Source organism: Miniphocaeibacter massiliensis (genome assembly GCF_900232905.1).
GTDB lineage: Bacteria > Bacillota > Clostridia > Tissierellales > Peptoniphilaceae > Miniphocaeibacter > Miniphocaeibacter massiliensis.
In genome coordinates this window covers 65,488-83,411 of the sequence record NZ_OCTQ01000006.1, presented here as the reverse complement: position 1 = coordinate 83,411, position 17,924 = coordinate 65,488, and the positions used below count along the sequence as shown (strand labels likewise).

The 17,924-nt window shown below is 30.7% G+C and carries 20 protein-coding genes; all 20 read right to left on the bottom strand.

Going from position 1 to position 17,924, the window contains the following annotated elements; all coding sequences use genetic code 11:
• Positions 1 to 1,074, bottom strand: a complete 1,074-nt coding sequence (locus tag CS899_RS10020; protein WP_100066067.1) for a hypothetical protein — start codon at positions 1,072 to 1,074, stop codon at positions 1 to 3.
• 42 nt (positions 1,075 to 1,116) lie between these two features.
• Entirely contained in the window at positions 1,117 to 2,379 is a 1,263-nt protein-coding gene (locus tag CS899_RS10015) for a phage tail spike protein (RefSeq protein WP_100066066.1), read from the bottom strand.
• Complete coding sequence (locus CS899_RS10010) at positions 2,379 to 3,215, bottom strand: distal tail protein Dit (protein ID WP_100066065.1); 837 nt, start codon at positions 3,213 to 3,215, stop codon at positions 2,379 to 2,381. Before CS899_RS10010 ends, CS899_RS10015 begins: the two co-directional genes overlap by 1 nt.
• 11 nt (positions 3,216 to 3,226) lie before the next feature.
• A complete protein-coding gene (locus CS899_RS10005) occupies positions 3,227 to 6,847 on the bottom strand; it encodes a phage tail protein (RefSeq protein WP_100066064.1) in 3,621 nt (1,206 codons plus the stop codon).
• Between the two features lie 112 nt (positions 6,848 to 6,959).
• Positions 6,960 to 7,820 (bottom strand): DUF5067 domain-containing protein, encoded by an 861-nt coding sequence (locus tag CS899_RS10000; RefSeq protein WP_100066063.1) that lies wholly within the window; start codon positions 7,818 to 7,820, stop codon positions 6,960 to 6,962.
• A 119-nt stretch (positions 7,821 to 7,939) separates the two neighbouring features.
• Positions 7,940 to 8,227, bottom strand: a complete 288-nt coding sequence (locus tag CS899_RS09995) for a hypothetical protein (RefSeq protein WP_100066062.1) — start codon at positions 8,225 to 8,227, stop codon at positions 7,940 to 7,942.
• Positions 8,228 to 8,271: 44 nt separating this feature from the next.
• The gene (locus tag CS899_RS09990) at positions 8,272 to 8,640 is read right to left on the bottom strand and encodes a tail assembly chaperone (protein WP_100066061.1); all 369 of its coding nucleotides are present in this window, start codon (positions 8,638 to 8,640) and stop codon (positions 8,272 to 8,274) included.
• A gap of 359 nt (positions 8,641 to 8,999) precedes the next feature.
• Positions 9,000 to 9,512, bottom strand: a complete 513-nt coding sequence (locus CS899_RS09985) for a phage major tail protein, TP901-1 family (protein ID WP_100066060.1) — start codon at positions 9,510 to 9,512, stop codon at positions 9,000 to 9,002.
• 63 nt (positions 9,513 to 9,575) lie between these two features.
• Positions 9,576 to 9,992 carry a hypothetical protein gene (locus CS899_RS09980; protein ID WP_100066059.1) on the bottom strand — a complete coding sequence of 139 codons (417 nt, stop codon included), beginning with the start codon at positions 9,990 to 9,992 and terminating at the stop codon, positions 9,576 to 9,578.
• A 153-nt stretch (positions 9,993 to 10,145) separates the two neighbouring features.
• Complete coding sequence (locus CS899_RS09975; RefSeq protein ID WP_100066058.1) at positions 10,146 to 10,964, bottom strand: DUF5067 domain-containing protein; 819 nt, start codon at positions 10,962 to 10,964, stop codon at positions 10,146 to 10,148.
• 75 nt (positions 10,965 to 11,039) lie between these two features.
• Entirely contained in the window at positions 11,040 to 11,426 is a 387-nt protein-coding gene (locus tag CS899_RS09970) for a hypothetical protein (RefSeq protein ID WP_100066057.1), read from the bottom strand.
• Positions 11,427 to 11,435: 9 nt separating this feature from the next.
• Positions 11,436 to 11,768 carry an HK97-gp10 family putative phage morphogenesis protein gene (locus CS899_RS09965; RefSeq protein ID WP_100066056.1) on the bottom strand — a complete coding sequence of 111 codons (333 nt, stop codon included), beginning with the start codon at positions 11,766 to 11,768 and terminating at the stop codon, positions 11,436 to 11,438.
• The gene (locus CS899_RS09960; RefSeq protein WP_100066055.1) at positions 11,765 to 12,067 is read right to left on the bottom strand and encodes a hypothetical protein; all 303 of its coding nucleotides are present in this window, start codon (positions 12,065 to 12,067) and stop codon (positions 11,765 to 11,767) included. Before CS899_RS09960 ends, CS899_RS09965 begins: the two co-directional genes overlap by 4 nt.
• The gene (locus tag CS899_RS09955; RefSeq protein WP_100066054.1) at positions 12,064 to 12,405 is read right to left on the bottom strand and encodes a phage head-tail connector protein; all 342 of its coding nucleotides are present in this window, start codon (positions 12,403 to 12,405) and stop codon (positions 12,064 to 12,066) included. Before CS899_RS09955 ends, CS899_RS09960 begins: the two co-directional genes overlap by 4 nt.
• 20 nt (positions 12,406 to 12,425) lie before the next feature.
• On the bottom strand, positions 12,426 to 13,340 hold the full coding sequence (locus CS899_RS09950; RefSeq protein WP_242491903.1) for a phage major capsid protein: 915 nt from the start codon (positions 13,338 to 13,340) through the stop codon (positions 12,426 to 12,428).
• 22 nt (positions 13,341 to 13,362) lie between these two features.
• The gene (locus CS899_RS09945; RefSeq protein WP_100066052.1) at positions 13,363 to 13,929 is read right to left on the bottom strand and encodes a capsid assembly scaffolding protein Gp46 family protein; all 567 of its coding nucleotides are present in this window, start codon (positions 13,927 to 13,929) and stop codon (positions 13,363 to 13,365) included.
• A 297-nt stretch (positions 13,930 to 14,226) separates the two neighbouring features.
• A complete protein-coding gene (locus CS899_RS09940; protein ID WP_100066051.1) occupies positions 14,227 to 15,072 on the bottom strand; it encodes a hypothetical protein in 846 nt (281 codons plus the stop codon).
• A 411-nt stretch (positions 15,073 to 15,483) separates the two neighbouring features.
• The gene (locus CS899_RS09935) at positions 15,484 to 15,933 is read right to left on the bottom strand and encodes a hypothetical protein (RefSeq protein WP_100066050.1); all 450 of its coding nucleotides are present in this window, start codon (positions 15,931 to 15,933) and stop codon (positions 15,484 to 15,486) included.
• A gap of 385 nt (positions 15,934 to 16,318) precedes the next feature.
• Entirely contained in the window at positions 16,319 to 17,173 is an 855-nt protein-coding gene (locus CS899_RS09930; protein ID WP_100066049.1) for a hypothetical protein, read from the bottom strand.
• 130 nt (positions 17,174 to 17,303) lie between these two features.
• Complete coding sequence (locus CS899_RS09925) at positions 17,304 to 17,840, bottom strand: hypothetical protein (RefSeq protein ID WP_100066048.1); 537 nt, start codon at positions 17,838 to 17,840, stop codon at positions 17,304 to 17,306.
• Positions 17,841 to 17,924: the final 84 nt, after the last annotated feature.

Genomic DNA, 17,924 nt, shown 5'->3' with positions numbered 1-17,924 from the left:
TTAAAAATTTGTATTTATATAATTTGTGTTTAAATCCACAAATCCTTCAACCATTATTTCTAAACTCATATCTGTATCAGCTGTTCTTTTAAAGTTTTCTATAGCTCTTATTTCAACTTGTGATTTACTATTGCTATCTTGTACAAACCCCCAACTATTTCCAGTTCCCCATTTAGAACGAGCTAGACTTGTAAAAGGATATTCTCTAAAAATAACTGGAAATTTTAAAATATAATCTCCAGTATAAATAGTTGTTGTTGTCCCAGAGTTGGTTGCGGTTACATTAAAAGCTCTCTTTTCTTTTCTTTTAATCAAAGCTTTACAATATCCATTACTATAAACAATATAGTATCCTGAATATCCATTCTTTCTTGGAATTTGTTCATACTTCACTACTTTTAAAGCACCATCTATAGATGTTTTTAATTCTTGTATTTCTTCATTTATCCCCTCTGTAAAAGAATTAGCTATACCTTTAACCTCTTGTACTTGGCGATAAACTTCGTCAAATCTATTATTGATAGCCGTTATATCGCTGTTGTTATACATATCTTTAAGTAATACTATTAAAGCGTCTATTTCCTTAGCTTTACCAGATATATCTTCTACAGATTCTAGATTTTCTCCAATATTCATAACATTTTCATATATAGCTACTACTTCTTCCAAGTTTGTTAAAGTGTTAATGCCACTACCTGTGTAGTATTCATTAGGGTATATTCTAAAATCTCCTGCAACAGATCCTAAAGTTTCGCCTTTCTCATAAAGATTTATCAAAAATAATTGATATTTGGCATGCATATCAGATTTATTCAAATAGCCTCTTGGTATTTTAACTTCAAAGCTACCTTTACCGTCAGGTTTTCCATCTATTAATCCAACCTCTACATCTTCAACTTTTATAGCCATTTTAAGTCCAATATTTTCTATATCTATAGTAAAATCATTTAATCCGACAGGTATAAATTGATATGTTCTTCCTGTTTCTCCCTGTATAGCATATAAGGGTTGTGTGTAACTATCATCAAACCTCACTTCGTATATAGTTCTTTTAAATTCTGGCATTACTCCCATATTTAAAACCTCCTTTGTAATAAAAAAACACCTTAAAGGTGTTTAATCATCACTAATCTTATTCTTAATTTCCTCTAATTCTGTTTTTAATTTACCAACTTCCCCTTGAATAAATTCTATTGTTTCAATATTATTGCTTATTTCAACATTATTAGTTTCTAACATAGCTCTAATAGAACTTATTTGTGATATAGAAGCTGCTTTATTTATTTTGTTTAATAATCTTTTGTTTTTTACTGACTGAGAGTAGTCAATATTGTCTCCAAATTCAATTTCTGTTACTTCTCCACCTATTAAATCTCTTGTAACTCTAAATACTCTAGTTGTGTAAACAATATTTACAGATCTTCTAATTACTCCTACTTTATCTCCTATTTCTAAACCTTCTGCTCCCATAGCTTTAAGTCTAAATTGAACCTTCGGACTACTATTTAGCTTTAAATCTCTATATGCAGCATTTATTAGTTCAGTAGCATCTTCAATATCATTATATTCTACAATTTTAAACCTAGGAGTATTGTCGGAATACCCATACTTCTCTGTCATTTCATAATCTTCCAACCATATTTGTCCAACAGGTTTATTTAATGGATCTTTATTTTCAGTGCTCCAAGAAACACTTCCTATTTCTATTCTTTTGTCAGATTTATCACTACCAGAGTCTAAAGTTTTACCTCTTGGCAAAATTGCAGTATACAAATCAACATCTGTAATTTCTTTAACAATTTCTAATGCTTTATGTCCCTCAACAAACCTTTTATTTGTCTCTCGACCTCGTTCTTTATATATATCTACATATCTATTAACTATCTTACTACCTTCTATTGAAACCCTATAATTAAGTTCTATTTCCCATGTTTCAAGTATTTTAGATATTGCTTCTAATCTAGTTGTACGATAAAAATTAATTGCACCTTTTTCTTCTGTTTTTACTATCCCAACTTCCCATCTTGAACCGGCTAACACCATTTCCATAGCATCTTCTATCTTAATATTATCCGCTTTTTTATCTGCCACATATCCATATCCTGTCAATTCATAAAAAGGTAATAATATACCTTGATAGTCAACCCTGTTTTCTATAATCTTACTTTCAATTATCTTGTATAATTGGTATGTTCCATTGTTATTTACATCTTCGTGACCAACTATTTCAATATTTTCCATTTTGTATAAAGCATCTAACCTTATAGAAAAAGATAATGTTGTAGTTTCGTTAATCCCCTCTACTTGAATACACTCCAACAAGTCATCTCTTTTTAGTTTGACCCTTAACACTTCTTTTCTGTCAAATAGATAAAGCATTACAATCTCCTTTCCACAAAGAAAATCTTAGCTTTACAAGGTGAATCACAAACGATATTATCTTCTCCTAAAATGAGAAAATCTTCTAACTGGCTGTCTAAAGCAAGTTTTGAAATAACATCTTCAGAATTCAATAGAACAGTTTGATCTTTCATATCTACTTCAACGACATCACCTTTTTTTATTGGTGTATCTATAACTACACTACTTTCAGTTGTATAGTTAATTATTCTAAAATACTCACTCTCTCCTTCTACTTCAACAATTATCTTATTTATAATAACAGGATATAATGATTTGTAATTAAATTTACCTGTAGTATCAAATTCAAATACCTTCTCATTCGCCGAATATTTAAACGGTTCTGAACATTCAATAGAAAAACTACCAACAATACTATTACTAACAGCGTCAATATCTGACACAGCAGTCAAAGTACCTATATATTCATAAGCCAAGTCGTCTGTAAACTGAACAGACATTTGTTCATTGTGAAGGTAGAAATTCAACATTTCGCAAACTTGTCTAAATTCCTTGTTACTCTCAGCCCTTAACATAAATTCAACTTCTATAGTTCTAGAAGGTAGAGAACTACCTAGAAATCTGTTAGTTCCAAAAGAACCACTTTTGTAATTTCTAGAAGTTTCTCTTTTTCCTCCACCAGAAACAGCTTTAAAATCTTGAGTAGAAATATTTCTACCAATTAACTCTCTTCCGTTTACCTTGAGAGTGGTAAACCCATTAATAGTCTTATCCAAGTTAAAACCATTTACTATCGTCTGAATAGACATATCACTATTATTAGCTGCTTCGTCAATATCTACAAATTTATACAATTTACCACCTCCTAATATCCGTAAACTTCTTCTAAGTGAACAATATCGTCACTTGTTTTCTTAATATCCTTAACAAACCCCTTGTAAGCCTTACTTCCCATTTGTAAAACAAATTCAAGTGGTTGAGGACTAGTTCTATTGTCAGCAAGTCTATGAGTAATATCTTTGTTAAAGTCGGTATTTAAATTACCAAGTTTACCAGCAAAATCAAAATCTTCTCCGCTGTAAACCCTAACAAGACTGTCCATTAAACTTTCTGCAGCACCAACTACACCTTTTCCATTTTTATCAATACCTTTTTCAAGACCCATATCAAAGAACTTACCAACTTCCATCATAACTCTAGAAGGAGAATGAATCTCCGCTGCAGCCTTTGCTCTTGCAACAGCTTGGTTCATAACATTTACTGCAGCAGATATAACTTTACTTCTTCCACTACTAATACCATTTGCTAAACCACTCATTAAATAACTTCCAGCGGAACTAAAACTTGAATAGTAAGACCTTACCTTACTAACCATATTATTAACTCCTGAAGAAATATTTGAAACCGCCGAACTCATACCTGACTTAATATTATTATTAAACTGTAACATCATAGTCTTAACTTGTTGAGTAATATTTTTAGACATTTGGTTTATTTGTTGAATACTCTTGCTAGAAAGTTTAGTAAACTCAGTTGTAGCTTTACTTGCTCCTTGACTAACAGCTTGAGCCATTCCGTTCATCATTTGACTAGACTGAGATTTAACCTGACTTGCAGTTCTAGTCATAGTTGAAGTAATCTTAGAATTTAAAGAATTCATAGCTCCAACAATCATTCCACTTCCGCTAGTAATTCCTGTGGAAATACCCTTACTAGTAGTAAGTCCAACACTAATACCACCGCTCATAGCGACAGCCTTTGCTGAAGAAATAGCAGTAGAAATTGCAGATGCAACGTAAATCCCAATAATAGGTAAAGTAGTAAGACCATTCATAATACTACTAACTAAAGTTTGACCAATGGAAACCCCAACAGTAGAAAGCAAACCTAACTGTGAAATAATAGCAGTAGAAATAACTGTAGCAATACTAGCACCTACAACCATTAGCATAGGTGTCGCTGTTATAATACCTGTAATAATAGAACTTATAATAGAAATTCCCGTTGATGTAAGAAGTTCAGTTTGAGAAGTAATAGAACTTATAATCGCTGTAATAATAGTAACCCCAGATGTCATTAAAAGTGGAACACTCATTGTAATTCCCGTTAAAATCGCAGTAATAATACTAACTCCTACAATCATTAATGCTAAAGAATTAGAAATAATAGATTTGGAAATAGTTTGAACAATTTTATTTCCAACAGTTCCTAAAGAAGAATCACTAGAAGCAATTCCACTAACTATTGCTTCAATAATAGAAGTACCTGCACTTTTAAAAGACTCAGCCTTAGATTTAATATCTTCAGTTACTTTATTAAGTTCCTCTGCAATTTTATTAGGTAGTTCACCTAACTTTTGGATAAATGCATCAACAAAAGAAGTAGCTGTTTGAGTCCCTGAATCAGTTAAATCTTTTCCTTGTAGACTAGTTTCAACATTGCTAATCTCATCCATAATAATAGGGTTTAAATCTGAAATGCCATCTTCTGCTCCAGTAACTATTTTCCCTGTCATCTCACTTGATGATGATGAATAATCTGAGCCTAAAATGGTATTCATTAATTCATCTAGTGGAATATCTGCTATATCTCCCAAATCTTCTATTCCTATCTCTCCACCCGTTACCGCTGTATTCATTAAATTTTGCATTGATGAAGAGTAATCTTTTCCTTTCATAACTGCTTCTGCTTTTTCTAAAGATTCATCAGTAACTTCAGCAATTGCAGGAAATTCTTTTTTATAAGAATTTAATATTTTTTCATTTGAATCTATAGTAGAATCTGCCATTTTTTCATTTCCAAATCTTACTTCTTCTACTACATCTCTAGTAGTTTCCTTTATAAAATCTGCTGCTTTCTTACGATTTGTAACATCTACTGTTTGTGTTCTTTTAGAAATTTCCATGCTTTCTGCAAAAGATTGTTGCATCTTTTCATGGCTTGTCATAATTTTCCCATCTTCATTAATTAAACCATCAGTTTTTCTTCGTGCATAGTTAAGTAAATTTGTATATTCATCTTTTGCTGCATTTATTATGGTATCTTTTGTTTCTTTTGCAGATTTTTTCTTATTTTCAGCAGCTTTCCTTATGCTTTCATTTTCTGAATTTAATCCTATTTCTGCTTCCTTTAACTTTTGTTCATAACTTTCTTTGGCAAGTGAAACAGTCTCATCTCTTTTGCTTTTTTCTAGTTCAAGAATTTTCTCCAAACCTAATGCCGTTGTTTCTTCCGATTTTTTATTAGCATCTTTCCTAATATTATCTGCATCTTTAACACTATCTGCTAAACTAATTACACCTGCCTCATACATTTCTTCTTGAATAGCATTTACATTTTCTTTTTCTTCTTCTGTAAGTTGTCTATGTTCTTGACTAGCTTTTTCTAAAATGCTATTTATTGTACTACTTCCGCTTTCTACTATAGATTTTTCCTGTTCGTAAGTATCTATTATGCTTGCAAGTCTATTCGCCTTTTCCTCGTTAGTTAATCCTTTTTGTTTTTCAAGTGATTTTTTCTCAAGCTCTAATGACTTATTTAGTTGCTCATCTAAAGTTGTTAATACTCCTTCTTTCATTGTGGTAAAATTATCCATAACGCTATTTTTCATACTTTCAGAAAATCCTTCACTATCTTTAGCTAAGTAGTTAAACGATTCTCTAGCTGTACTAGACATAAGTAAAAAATCTTCTGTTGCCAATTTACTTGTTTCCGATACTTTATCACTAATGATATCTGATGAACTTATAACTTTATTTTTTCCATCTTCGTAAGCTTTTGTAAATACTGCCATTAATGCAGCAATTGCAACTACCCCCAAAATTGCTTGTGGTGGAATTTTGCTTAATAATGTTGGTATCTTTTTTATTATTTCTGTAAAACTCATTCCTTCTGGAAGAAAATTTTTAATAAGACCTAGAATATTACCTAAAGAACCCGCTACATCTCCTGACGTATTTAAAACATCTAAAAATCCTCCATCTAAATTTCCCAAAGCATCAACTGGTTTTCCTCCTATATAAGAAGCCATATTAGTCGTAGAATCTCCTATTATCTTTGTAGCATCTTTTGTAGTTGTTCCAATACCTACAAATATAAGATTTATAGTTCCTCCTGAAACTTCTGTATCAACTCCTAGATTTTCTAAAGTATTAGATAATTCTCCTACTTTTGATTTCATAGTGTCAACTTCTCTAATAACATTAATTCTAAGCATACTAAAACTACTGCTAACCTTTCCTATGCTCCCACTTATACTTGTCATATAGTTATTAAAATTCCCTGATAATTTTTTTACATTTATATCAACAGCTCTAATAGGTGTAATTAAGTTTTTATTTATAGTTTTCTCTATATTTTCTAGGTTTTTTAAACTATTAGAAAAAATTTTATCAAATAATTTTATAGTTTTCCCTGCCTCTTTAAAACCTTTTGCAAAACTACTTACATCAGCAGTTAATATAGCCTCTACACTATAATCTGACATATTTTTTCACCTCCTTTTTTACTTGGGCAAGTTTTCTTTTATTTTTCATATTTTCACTTCCCTTATTTTTGCAATAAAAAAACAACTACCTTTCGGTAATTGTTTCTTTGTTTTATTTAATTTTAACTGCCATATTAAAATCCTTTCCACTAGTTTTTGAATCTATAATTTTAACTACTCTTTCTGTATTAAATAAGCTATAGGCAACAACAGTTTCAAAAGTTTCTCCTGGTTTTATTTTTTCATTATATTTATGCAATTCCGGCTTAAAACTTTTAGGAATTTCTGGACTTCCAGCGAATAATTCTGCATTATCTAGATTAGAATCTTTTTGATATAAGTCAAAGACCACACTCATCAAAATAACCGGAGTCATTTCTTCATCTTGGTTATTTGTAATATTTATAGTTAAAACTATTAATGGAGCTTTGTTTGTTAAATTACTTTCCATAACATCAAAAGATATAAATTCAAAGTTGGCAAATTTTGTTTCATATTTATTTTTATCTTTTCCATTTAATCCTAGTTGATTTTCTTCTTTTTTCTCAGGATGTTCTTTTAAGTATTTATCAAAATCATCCTTATATATTTTTCCATCTTTGAACACTAATAAAGGATTTTTCACATCATCTTCAAAGTAAAATTTTATATTAAAGTCCTTTATGTCTGCTGAGAAGACTTTAGCTAAATTAGTGTAAGATTCTTTTAAACCTTCAGCATCTGTAATTACTAAAGAAGAATCTAATATAAAATTAACAGTTCTATTTTTTTCATCAAGTTTTACAACTTGTCCTGTTTCTTTTTCATTATATACCTCTATACAATAATTAATGTATTCTATCTCTTCTTTTGTTAATTTTTCTTTTTTTTCGGTAACTTCTGCTGAAGTTTTTATATCCTCTTTATCTTTTCCACCACAAGCTGTAAGTGCAAAAGTCATAATTAAACCTAAAATCAAAAGTTTCTTTTTCATATGTAATCTTCCTCCTATTTTAAAATGATATAATATTATCATATCACATTGAAGGAAAAACCATATGTACAAACTTTTAATTAAGGTATATAAAACATTTATTATCTTACTTTAGAATATTATTTCTTGTTTATTTCACTTAATTTTTTATAAAAGTCTGTATTTATTTTATTAATTTCAAATACTTCGTCTTCTCCTTTTACTTTTTTCAACATTTTTTCATAGTCAAAGAACTTATCAAAGGTTTTGAAATAAGCTCTCCCTCGTTTATCTGTTGCTTGTGCTTGCGCATTTGCCCAAGCTTGTAAATGAATGTCAAACTGATTGTCCACTCTCCGTAGCATGTGAGCTTCGGTCATTACTTCAAACTCCGCAAGTGTAACTCGTCTTGCTTCTAAAACTGTCATGTTTGGGTAATACCTAAGGACACTTACCAACGCCTCGAAATAGGTTAAGCCTTCTTCGCTGCTTCTTTCATGTTTTTGTCGTACGCTGCTACGGTTGCTTTGGTAAGAGGTTGCTTTTTTAGCTCCGCTGCCAATTCTTTAAATAGTTTACTTATTCCATCTTTTTCTGCTGTTTCTTCTACAAATTTTTCTATGTCTGCTGTTGATGGTTGTTGTTTTTCTGTTATTGTACCTGCTCTTATTACATGCAAAATAGCTACTGGACTTTGTGCGTTTAGGTAAGTGTACGCCATACCTATACCTTGTCCTAGTTTTATTCCTGAAGCTTCAACAAAATACTGTTTATCTAAATAGTCTATTGCTGCAAATCCAAATCTTATTTCATAGTCTTTTCCATTTATATTTAAAATCATAAAATTACACTCTCCTATTATTGACCTAACCCTATTTATGAAGTAAATAGTAGGTAGGTTATATGCAAGGCTTCCCCAAGTTTTACTTGGCTAGGAAGCTACTGTTATTAATCTAATCCTATTCACAAAGTAAATAGTAGATAGGTTAGCAGACTGTTGCAACCAAATTAAAATTTGGGCAACAAGTTGCATCTGTTCCATAAACAAAACCAAAGATTTTGATGGAACAAGAATTTGCAAGGCTTCCCCAAGCTTTATTTAGCTAGGAAGCTGCTGTACCTATTACTCATTTTTTGTATTAAAAAGGCAATTACCAAAAAGTAATTGCCTTTTAATTCTTCCCTATTCTCTTATTTCTTTTAGGCTTCAGTTCCACCAAGTTTATCAGTATCTCTGAAAGCGTATTGTATTGCTTCTTCTTGGTCTAAAGATAGTGTTACTCCACCTTTTTGTCTTGTTCCATTTGTTATGAAAGTTCCTTCTAACATTACTGTGTCTTCTACAGATGCAGATATTGTTAATGAATTTAATCTTCCTTGTCTATATTCTGCTGGGTATTTTCCTTCAGCGTCTTTTTCAGTTACATCTACTTCCCAAAGCTCTAACAATTTTTGGCTGTAAAATGCTTCTTCTAACATTTCTGCTGTTGGGTCTCCTTTTCCCATAGTTGAAGTAAAAGGTACTTCTTCTGTTATTGTTCCTTCTCCAGCTATTGGACCATCTTTTGTTACTTTTGTATCTCCACCTTCAACAGAACCTTCTTTTGAATGTTCCTCTTGGAACGCTAATTTAGCAGCTACTTTTGTGCTTGCCTCTTCTAATAATCTCCATAATAATACTTGATTTTTACCTTGTTTTGCTACTATTGCCATAATTTTATCTCTCCTTTAATTTTTTGTATTAAAAAAACTACCCTTTCGGATAGTTTCTCATATTTATTCTTCGCTAATTGTTTGGTATCTTCCAACTTTAAATAAAATATCTTTAATTTCATCTATTGTTTTACCATATTCTTTTGCTACTTGCTCCATTAAAACTTCTTCTTCTTTTATTACTTCTTCTTGCATTTGTTTAAGGACATCTGCTGAAGCTCCTTTTTGAGCGTATTTCTTTGCCAAGGTTTCAGATAATTCGCTATGTTTTCCTCTGTAATAATCGAAAATTTTTATTTCTTCTTCTGTTGGCTTATCTACTTCTGTAGAAGGCTCCATTTCATTTGTTGCAATTTCTGTCGTCTTAGTTGTAGCCTCTGCTGTCGTCTTTTCTTTAGTTTCTTTTTTTTCATCTCCGTTACCACAAGCTGTGAATAACATCATTATAGCCAAACATAAAACCAATATTTTTTTCTTCATAAATTCCCCCTAGTATAATATATTATACTAATTATATCATATGAATTAATATTTTTATGTTTGATAGTATATAATAAAAAACAACTGCTTAAAGCAATTGTTTTTTTAACTTATTTTATTGTAATAAAAGTATCCTTTAAAATAATCTTTGTTTTATTGAACTGCTACTTCTTTTATAAATTTACTTCCTTTAGTTGTTCTATCCATTATTTTCACAGGATTAGTATTTACAAGTTCAAATGATAACACCACTTCAACTGTTGTATTGGGTTTAATTTTGGTCATCCATAAATCAACAGCTTCTGGTTTATAGCTATCTGGTATATATGAGTTTCCTCCATTTAAACTTTCAACAGATATATCTGTCTCCTGCTCAGCAACTGCGGAATATACTAAAGCTGTCCAAGGATCTTGAGGTTCTGAACTATTATTAGTATAATTTAAGGTAATTACTAGCATTTTTTTACCGTCACCAAACTTACTATCTAATACTTCAAAATCTTTAAATTCAAATTTATAGTCATTAGTTACTAATTCGGTATTTTCAGATTTATTAGAAGTTTCCTTAGTCTTAGTTTCTTTTGTTATCTTCCCATCTAACACTTGTAGTAAAACTTCATCTTTTTTATTTCTGTACTCTACTTTATATCCTTTACCTATTTCAGACATGTAGGCTTCAGACATTCCAACAATACTATTCTTCAATTTCTCTGTTAAAGGAACATCAACATTATCTTTCTCTTTTACTATCTCAGTCTTTGTAGAACTATCATAACTAAAGATTATTAAAGACTCTTCATCTGCATTTATTTCATCATTTAGCTTTTTAAAATATGCTACGATTTCTTCATCTTCACTTGCATTTACCTCTGTTTCTTTAATTCCCTCTGTTTCTTTAGTCTTGTCCTTTCCTCCACAAGCCGTAAATAACATCACAATCGCTAAACATAAAATCAATACTTTCTTTTTCACAACATCCTCCTATGTATAATATATTTTCCATTATATTATAACATAGAAGATTATTTGAATTTTAATAATTTAAATCTAGTAAAACCTAAACTCCACTTCTATCACTCCGTGTAAAAGTGGAGAACTTGCCGAGTTATCTGGTAAAATTCTACTTGTTATATCTAAAATTGACACAAAAAAATGAGGTGTATTTTTTACTTCCCTCAACTTAGTTTTTAATTCTACTATTAATTTTTCAAAAGTACCACGCTTTTTGTAGTCGTTGTGGTACAAGTGTATTGTTTGTTGAACTTTACCAAACACGGCAGTTTTGTTTGCTTTGTCTTGGCTAAATGCCTCTCCAATAAAAAAGAAAGGATAGTTAACTGTACCTGGTAGATAATCGTAGACGTTGTCCTTCCCTATTACTTCAATAGCTTTTTGCCTGCAAAGCGTAAATATTTCTTGTTGTGGTGAATACATAAACCACCTCTATTCTTTTATAACATTTTTCAAATCATTAATAAATTTGTCTTTTTGGTTGTGAAATGCTGGTCCAATATGTGGTGTTCCAGTTTGAAACCTAGTACCATACTCTTGTGCTTTTGCATATTCTACATTGCTTGAAACTATTCCAGTAAAACCACTGTTTATGCTTTCTTCTGTTATGTTTCTTTGAAGTTCTCCAGTGTCAACTGGTGCATAGTTTACAGCTTTTTGTTTCATTTCAGAAGTATTTCTACTAACGACACTCTTTACTTTTTCATCTATTTTTTGCCTGTTAGAAATCCCCTCTAATAGTTTGTCTAAACCTGTAATTTTCACGCCTTTTTTACCACTTGAAAACTCTCTTTGTTTCCAAGTTTCTTCCTTTGTTTAATTTCGTAATTTTCACCGTTGTACTCAATGTAGTCTATGTCTTCATCAAAAGCATTATTCAGTCTAATAGTCAAAGCTCCTACTGTGATTTTACCAAGTAACATATCCATTTTTTCATCGCCCATATCGTTAATATTTGCATATCTTTTGTACTTTACAGGCTCTTTTGTAACATAATCACCAGTTGTTTCATCGTAAACTTCTTCACCATTTATACAAAGGTATATTAATTTATCACATCTCATAGAAACATCACTTTTCCCTTACCATTATCTGTAAGACCTTCTACTTCTGCCCATAGTTTTATATCATCGTCAAATCTATTGAGATAGTTTTCGTAAAAACTCATAGAATGTCCCTCAACAGACTCTGAACTCATGCCTTCACTTCCCAAGTAGTTAAACCTAGCTATGACAGTTTCTACAACTATATACTCTAGACAAAGTGGAATAGCTTTAATCTCTTCGTTATAGACTTTTAATTTATTAACAAGTTGACTTTCAACCAGTTCAACTAAAACATTAACCTGATTTTCGTCAACATCTCCCAGTAGTACCTTTATTCTTTCACCTATTTGGTTCATGTTACTACCTCTATTTCTTCTTATTCAGCTTTTGGCTCTAACTTAGCAAACGCCTCATCTTTAACGATAGTTAACCCAACGTGCATTGTCGCTTTTAAAGCAACCATATCTTGTTCAAATAAGTTAACAGGAGTACCATCTTCGTTAGTTATAGTAGAAAGCTGAGCTTCTTCTGAAATTGTATACTCTAATTCCCAAGGAATACCATAGTATAAATGGTCAAAATCTCCTGTGTAAAGTGTACCTTTCTTCATTTCAGCAGACTTTAAGTTTACAGAAGGAAGTCCGTCAATAGTGTCAGTTGTTTTGTCATAAATTTCTTGAATAACTCCATTTTCAACTAATGCTGCCCCTCTTAAAGCAGTTCTATTTTGTGCCTTAGAAATAAAAGCATTTGGCTCAATGTCATCTTCTAAAACTAAATCTCCCAAAGCTAAAACATTGTCATAAGAAATGTCACCAACTAATTTATTTGAAGAACTAGCCACAGACTTTTCAATAGACTGAGCAAATGGATTATTAATTCCTAAAATACCCGCCTCATCAAATTTCTTATAAAAAGCCTCAGCTATCTTTGGTTGCATTTCGTTGAAAAAGTCAGTTACAGTATAATATAAAAACTCCTTAGAAATAGGAATAATAACAGCTAACTTTTTAGCCACCATATCAACATGTAACCACTTAGCAGTTGAAGTTTTAATCTTCTCAGTTTCATTAACCCAGTAAGCTCCTGGCCCTTCAGCTAAATAACTGAAAGTCTTTTTCATAACAGGCTTACCTGCTGCATCTTTCATTTCTTCGTACTTACCTAATTGCATAATAACAGAATTGCTTATTACGTCTTTTAAAATTAACTCCCCTTGTGCAGAAGGAATTCTTCCCTCTCTAAAATCGCTGACCAAAGTATGGTCAGGATTAAAAGTTTGTATTGTCAAAATTCATCTCTCCTTTTTTAAGCTACTTTGCTATTCTTTGTTTGCTTGCAAAGTCGCTCATACTAAATTTTCTTGCACCACCAGAAGTACCACTACCAGCCTTTGGAGTAGACTCCCTAGCGCTTTCTTTGATTTTTTTGTTAACTAAACTTTCAACAAGACTATTCATAGTCTTAACCGCTTCCTTTGTAGATTCCTCGTCTTCTCTTACGACAATGCCGAGTATTTTCTCATCCACGTCAAAACCCTTTTCTTCTAAAGCCTTAGTTGCAACATTAGTTAACTTAAGTTGTAGATTTTCCTGCCTCAAAGTTTCAAGTTCGCTGTCACTCTCTTGTAAAATATTTTCTTTAAATTCTTCTGACCCTTCTTGAATACCTAACTTAGCTTTCAAATCGTTAACTTGTCTTTCCAAATCTCTTGTTGCCCTTTCAACCCTACCTTTGACAATGCCATTAACATCGTCTTGAGTGAAAGTTTTTCCCTCAATGACATCTTCAGTCGTTTCTGCCTTAGCTACTTCAGGTTCTGCAGCCCCCTCTGTGCTTTCAGCAAAAAGCTGTAAATCCATTGGTAAAAAATTATTCATAATAATTCCTCCTTTTTTCTTGACCTAACTTTGTTTGTAAAGAAAACAAAAGTAGGTCAGATGCATGTACGCATAAGTCTTGTTTGACTGTAATTCCTACATTCTTTTATAGCCATACAGTAGTTTTGGGCTTATGACCTAACCCAAAATCTATGATTTTACAGGTAGGTCAAACGCAAAGACTTCCAAAATCTCTGATTTTGTATAAGTCTACTGCGTACTTGTAGTAATTTGTTACAAAGAATTTGAAAATAAAAAAGCAACTACCTTTTGGTAATTGCTTAATCTATATTTTTACTATATATTATCTTCTATTATTAATCCATCTAATGCCGTCAGTAATGGCTCATCTCTCTTACCATCATACACTATTTTAACAGTAACTTCTTTTGCTATCTGATTTGATATAGTGCTAGATGTTGTTCTAGTGGTTTTTCTTATAATTTCTGCATCGGTGATATTAAGGTCATCTCTAAATACAACATAAAATGTTCTATTCTCCTTGTCAAATTCCGCACTAATTCCTTTATCTTTAGATTCGTTCATTCCTTCTAAATATGCTCCCATTAAAAGTTCTTCTTTTGCAGTTAATGGTACTTTTGTAATTTCCTTTTCTTTATACTCAGTAGTTCTATTCTCTATTTTTATTTCTTCTTTAATATCAAATTTTTTATTTAATTCATTGAATTTCTTTGAAAATTTATCTAAAGAGTCATTTGCAGCCTTGCTCTTTTCTTCGTATTCTTCTATTCGTTTATCTGTTCCACCAAGTACATATAATGAAATTAAATCTCCTGCTGTTTCATTAATACTTTCAGCTCCATTTTTAAATTCACTTAGTATTTCTTCAAATTCTTTTTTCTCTTCGTCTTTGAAAGAATCTATCGGTTTTATTTTGGACATATCTTTTTCAATTGCTTCAAGTTCTTCAAAAAATCCTTTTAGTGTAGTTTCTTCAGTATTATCATTACCTTTTCTCATTTCCTCAGTTCTTGTAAGATAATCACCCATAATATCATTTAATTTTTCAACGTTTTCTTTTACTGGAGTATAAATCTTTTCCTTATACTCTTCTGTGTTTTTGCCACATCCTGTAAAAGCCATCATCATAATTAGACCTAAGATTAACAACTTTTTTTTCATATGTAAACCTCCTCAGTATTTTTATATACAACATTACTATACCATACTGATATATTTTTACATTCTTATACTTTTTTATAAAATTTATAAAATACATTGTTCGTTTAATAAAGTTTTTTATGCTTACCCTACTACAAAGTTAAAAATTTTTATTTACTAAACCACCTTTTTATCACATTCTATGTAACAACTTACCTCAAGACGCAGTCGCTTTCTTCAAATCGCTCTGCTCTTTGGAAAGCTTTGTGTTTTCTAGTTCTATCAAAATCTACGATTTTGTTTATAGAACTGATGCAACCTGTTTTCCAAATCTCGATTTGGTTTTAACAGTCTGCTGTCCTACCACGAAATCATAGATTTCTGTTAGATCATAAAAAAAGCAACTACCTTTTGGTAACTGCTTTGTAATAACTATTCTTTTTTTGTTTTATCTTCTTTATCTGGATTATTTCTAAGATATTCTTCAAAATTGTCTTCTATAACTTTTTCGTCTTTGACAATCATTAATGGAGTATTTTCTTCTCCTTTATAGTAAAGTTTTATTGTAAAGCCCTTTGAAATTTCTCCTACAAAAGCCTTGCTAATATTATTAATTGAGTTTCTTAGTACTTCTACATTAAGCTTTGTTTTTTGACTTAAAATCTCAATATTTATAGTTCTATCTTCTTTTACTAATTCTGCTGAAAATAAAGTATTTGGATCTTTGTTGAATCCTTCTAAAAATTCATTAATATCTTTTTCTTCTTCACTAGTTATTTCATTAACGCCTGAAGGATTTTCAGTTTCTTTGTCTTTTTTATCTCCACAAGCTGTAAATGCCATAACCATTATTAACCCTAAAATCAAAAATTTCTTTTTCATTAGTTATCCCCCTACGATTATATATAGTATTAATATACCACATTAATGTAATTTTTTATATTTACATACCTTCAAATAAATAAAAATCTTTGATTTTAATAGTCTATTTCATAAAATGGATTAGGTCATAACTTAAGATATACCCTTGATACATTCTATGTAATAACTCACCACAAGACGCAGTCGCTTTCTTCAAATCGCTTTGCTCTTTGGAAAGCTTTGTGTTTTCTAGTTCTATCAAAATCTACGATTTTGTTTATAGAACTGATGCAACCTGTTTTCCAAATCTTGATTTGGTTTTAACAGTCTGCTGACCTACCACGAAATCATAGATTTCTGTTAGGTCATAAAAAAAGCAACTACCTTTTGGTAATTGCTTAATCTATTATTTTAAATTATCTACTACAATTTCTCCATCTTTAATTGCTATAAATGGATTATCTCTTTTATTATCCTGTACTATTTGTACAGTAAATCCCTTACCTACTAGAGTAGACAAAGTTTTAGACATACTTTCAGCAGAAGTTTTTGCCGCACCTTTATCTGCTATATAATAATTATTTGCAAAAACAATTGATAATGTTTTAGTATCCTTATCAAGTTCTGTTTTTAGACCTTTTTGAGAATTTTTTTCGGAATTTAAGATAGTTAGATAATTTTCCATTATTTTATCTTCTCTTGCAGTTAACTGTCCAGCAACTTTGTCTGGTTCCTTAAATTCTCCAATTTTATTTTTTATCTCAATTTTATCTGTAATTTCATATTCTTTGTTAAGCTTAGTAAATTTTTCTAACAATTTATCTAAATTTTCATTTATAGACTTAATTTTTTTATTATATTCAGGTTTCATTGCTTCTGAATTTACTGTTTGATATATTTCTTTTGCATCCAACCTTGCTGTAGAAATGTCATCTACAACCGTTTTAAAATCACTTTTAATTTCCTTAAGCTGTTTTTTCTGTTCATCCTCAAAAGATTCTAAATCTTTAATTTTATTGACATTTTCTTCAATCTTTTTTAAGTCTGTCGAAAATTCATCAGTATCTAATAATGTTATGCTGTCTGCTGAATTTCTAAGCTCTTCTACTTTTGCTATGTAATCGCCTAATGATTTATCTAATTTTTCAACATTTTCTTTTATAGGTGTGTAAATCTCTTTCTTATAACCTTCTATATCCTTTCCACACGCAGTTAAAACGAACATCATAATTAACCCTAAAAACAACAACTTCTTTTTCATATATTAACCTCCCAATAATTACTCTATTATATCACTATATCATATAAAATAAATATTTACATTATATATTTTATCGCTTGGTTAACAATTCTGCAATAAAAAAGCTACTATAAATAGTAGCTTTTAAAATTTATTTAGTTACTGGACATTCAAAAGTAGCTTTATGTTGTGTAGAATTAACATCATATATTTCAAATATTACTTTTACAGTATCACTAGCATTGTTTATACCAAAAGCCTCTTCTGCATCTACTGTCTTTGCTCCAACTGGAGTTGGCTTAGGGTATACACTAATATTAGCTGGGTATATTTCACCCATCTCACCTTTACCGTCTATAACTCCACTAGGTGTAATAAACAAATCTTGAATATCACTTTCGTACCCTAAATTTTCATATGTGTACTTAACTATTACAACTTCTTCAGGTTTTTTATCAGAATATTCATTTCTTTCTTTTGTAACTGTAACTGAATCAACTGTTACTTTCCACTGACCTTCAACCTCCCAAGTTTCTCCTGCTTTAAGTTCTTTTTTTGAAGTTTTTTTACCATCTTCCTTCTTGTTTTCAGCAACTTTAGTAGGATCTTCATCTTTGGACTTATTGTCGCCACATGCTGTAAAAGCCATAACCATAATTAATCCTAAAATCAATAATTTCTTCTTCATGTATTAACCTCCAATAATTGTTATATATCACTACTATACCATATCTTTTCTATATTTACATGAAACAAAATATATGCCATAGTC

Excerpts from the sequence above, each read along its gene's own strand:
- CS899_RS10020 (WP_100066067.1), bottom strand. The coding sequence starts at position 1,074 with ATGGGAGTAATGCCAGAATTTAAAAGAACTATATACGAAGTGAGGTTT.
- CS899_RS10015 (WP_100066066.1), bottom strand. The coding sequence starts at position 2,379 with ATGCTTTATCTATTTGACAGAAAAGAAGTGTTAAGGGTCAAACTAAAA.
- CS899_RS10005 (WP_100066064.1), bottom strand. The coding sequence starts at position 6,847 with ATGTCAGATTATAGTGTAGAGGCTATATTAACTGCTGATGTAAGTAGT.
- CS899_RS10000 (WP_100066063.1), bottom strand. The coding sequence starts at position 7,820 with ATGAAAAAGAAACTTTTGATTTTAGGTTTAATTATGACTTTTGCACTT.
- CS899_RS09995 (WP_100066062.1), bottom strand. The coding sequence starts at position 8,227 with ATGACAGTTTTAGAAGCAAGACGAGTTACACTTGCGGAGTTTGAAGTA.
- CS899_RS09990 (WP_100066061.1), bottom strand. The coding sequence starts at position 8,640 with ATGATTTTAAATATAAATGGAAAAGACTATGAAATAAGATTTGGATTT.
- CS899_RS09985 (WP_100066060.1), bottom strand. The coding sequence starts at position 9,512 with ATGGCAATAGTAGCAAAACAAGGTAAAAATCAAGTATTATTATGGAGA.
- CS899_RS09980 (WP_100066059.1), bottom strand. The coding sequence starts at position 9,992 with ATGAAGAAAAAAATATTGGTTTTATGTTTGGCTATAATGATGTTATTC.
- CS899_RS09970 (WP_100066057.1), bottom strand. The coding sequence starts at position 11,426 with ATGTATTCACCACAACAAGAAATATTTACGCTTTGCAGGCAAAAAGCT.
- CS899_RS09960 (WP_100066055.1), bottom strand. The coding sequence starts at position 12,067 with ATGAGATGTGATAAATTAATATACCTTTGTATAAATGGTGAAGAAGTT.
- CS899_RS09955 (WP_100066054.1), bottom strand. The coding sequence starts at position 12,405 with ATGAACCAAATAGGTGAAAGAATAAAGGTACTACTGGGAGATGTTGAC.
- CS899_RS09945 (WP_100066052.1), bottom strand. The coding sequence starts at position 13,929 with ATGAATAATTTTTTACCAATGGATTTACAGCTTTTTGCTGAAAGCACA.
- CS899_RS09940 (WP_100066051.1), bottom strand. The coding sequence starts at position 15,072 with ATGAAAAAAAAGTTGTTAATCTTAGGTCTAATTATGATGATGGCTTTT.
- CS899_RS09935 (WP_100066050.1), bottom strand. The coding sequence starts at position 15,933 with ATGAAAAAGAAATTTTTGATTTTAGGGTTAATAATGGTTATGGCATTT.
- CS899_RS09930 (WP_100066049.1), bottom strand. The coding sequence starts at position 17,173 with ATGAAAAAGAAGTTGTTGTTTTTAGGGTTAATTATGATGTTCGTTTTA.
- CS899_RS09925 (WP_100066048.1), bottom strand. The coding sequence starts at position 17,840 with ATGAAGAAGAAATTATTGATTTTAGGATTAATTATGGTTATGGCTTTT.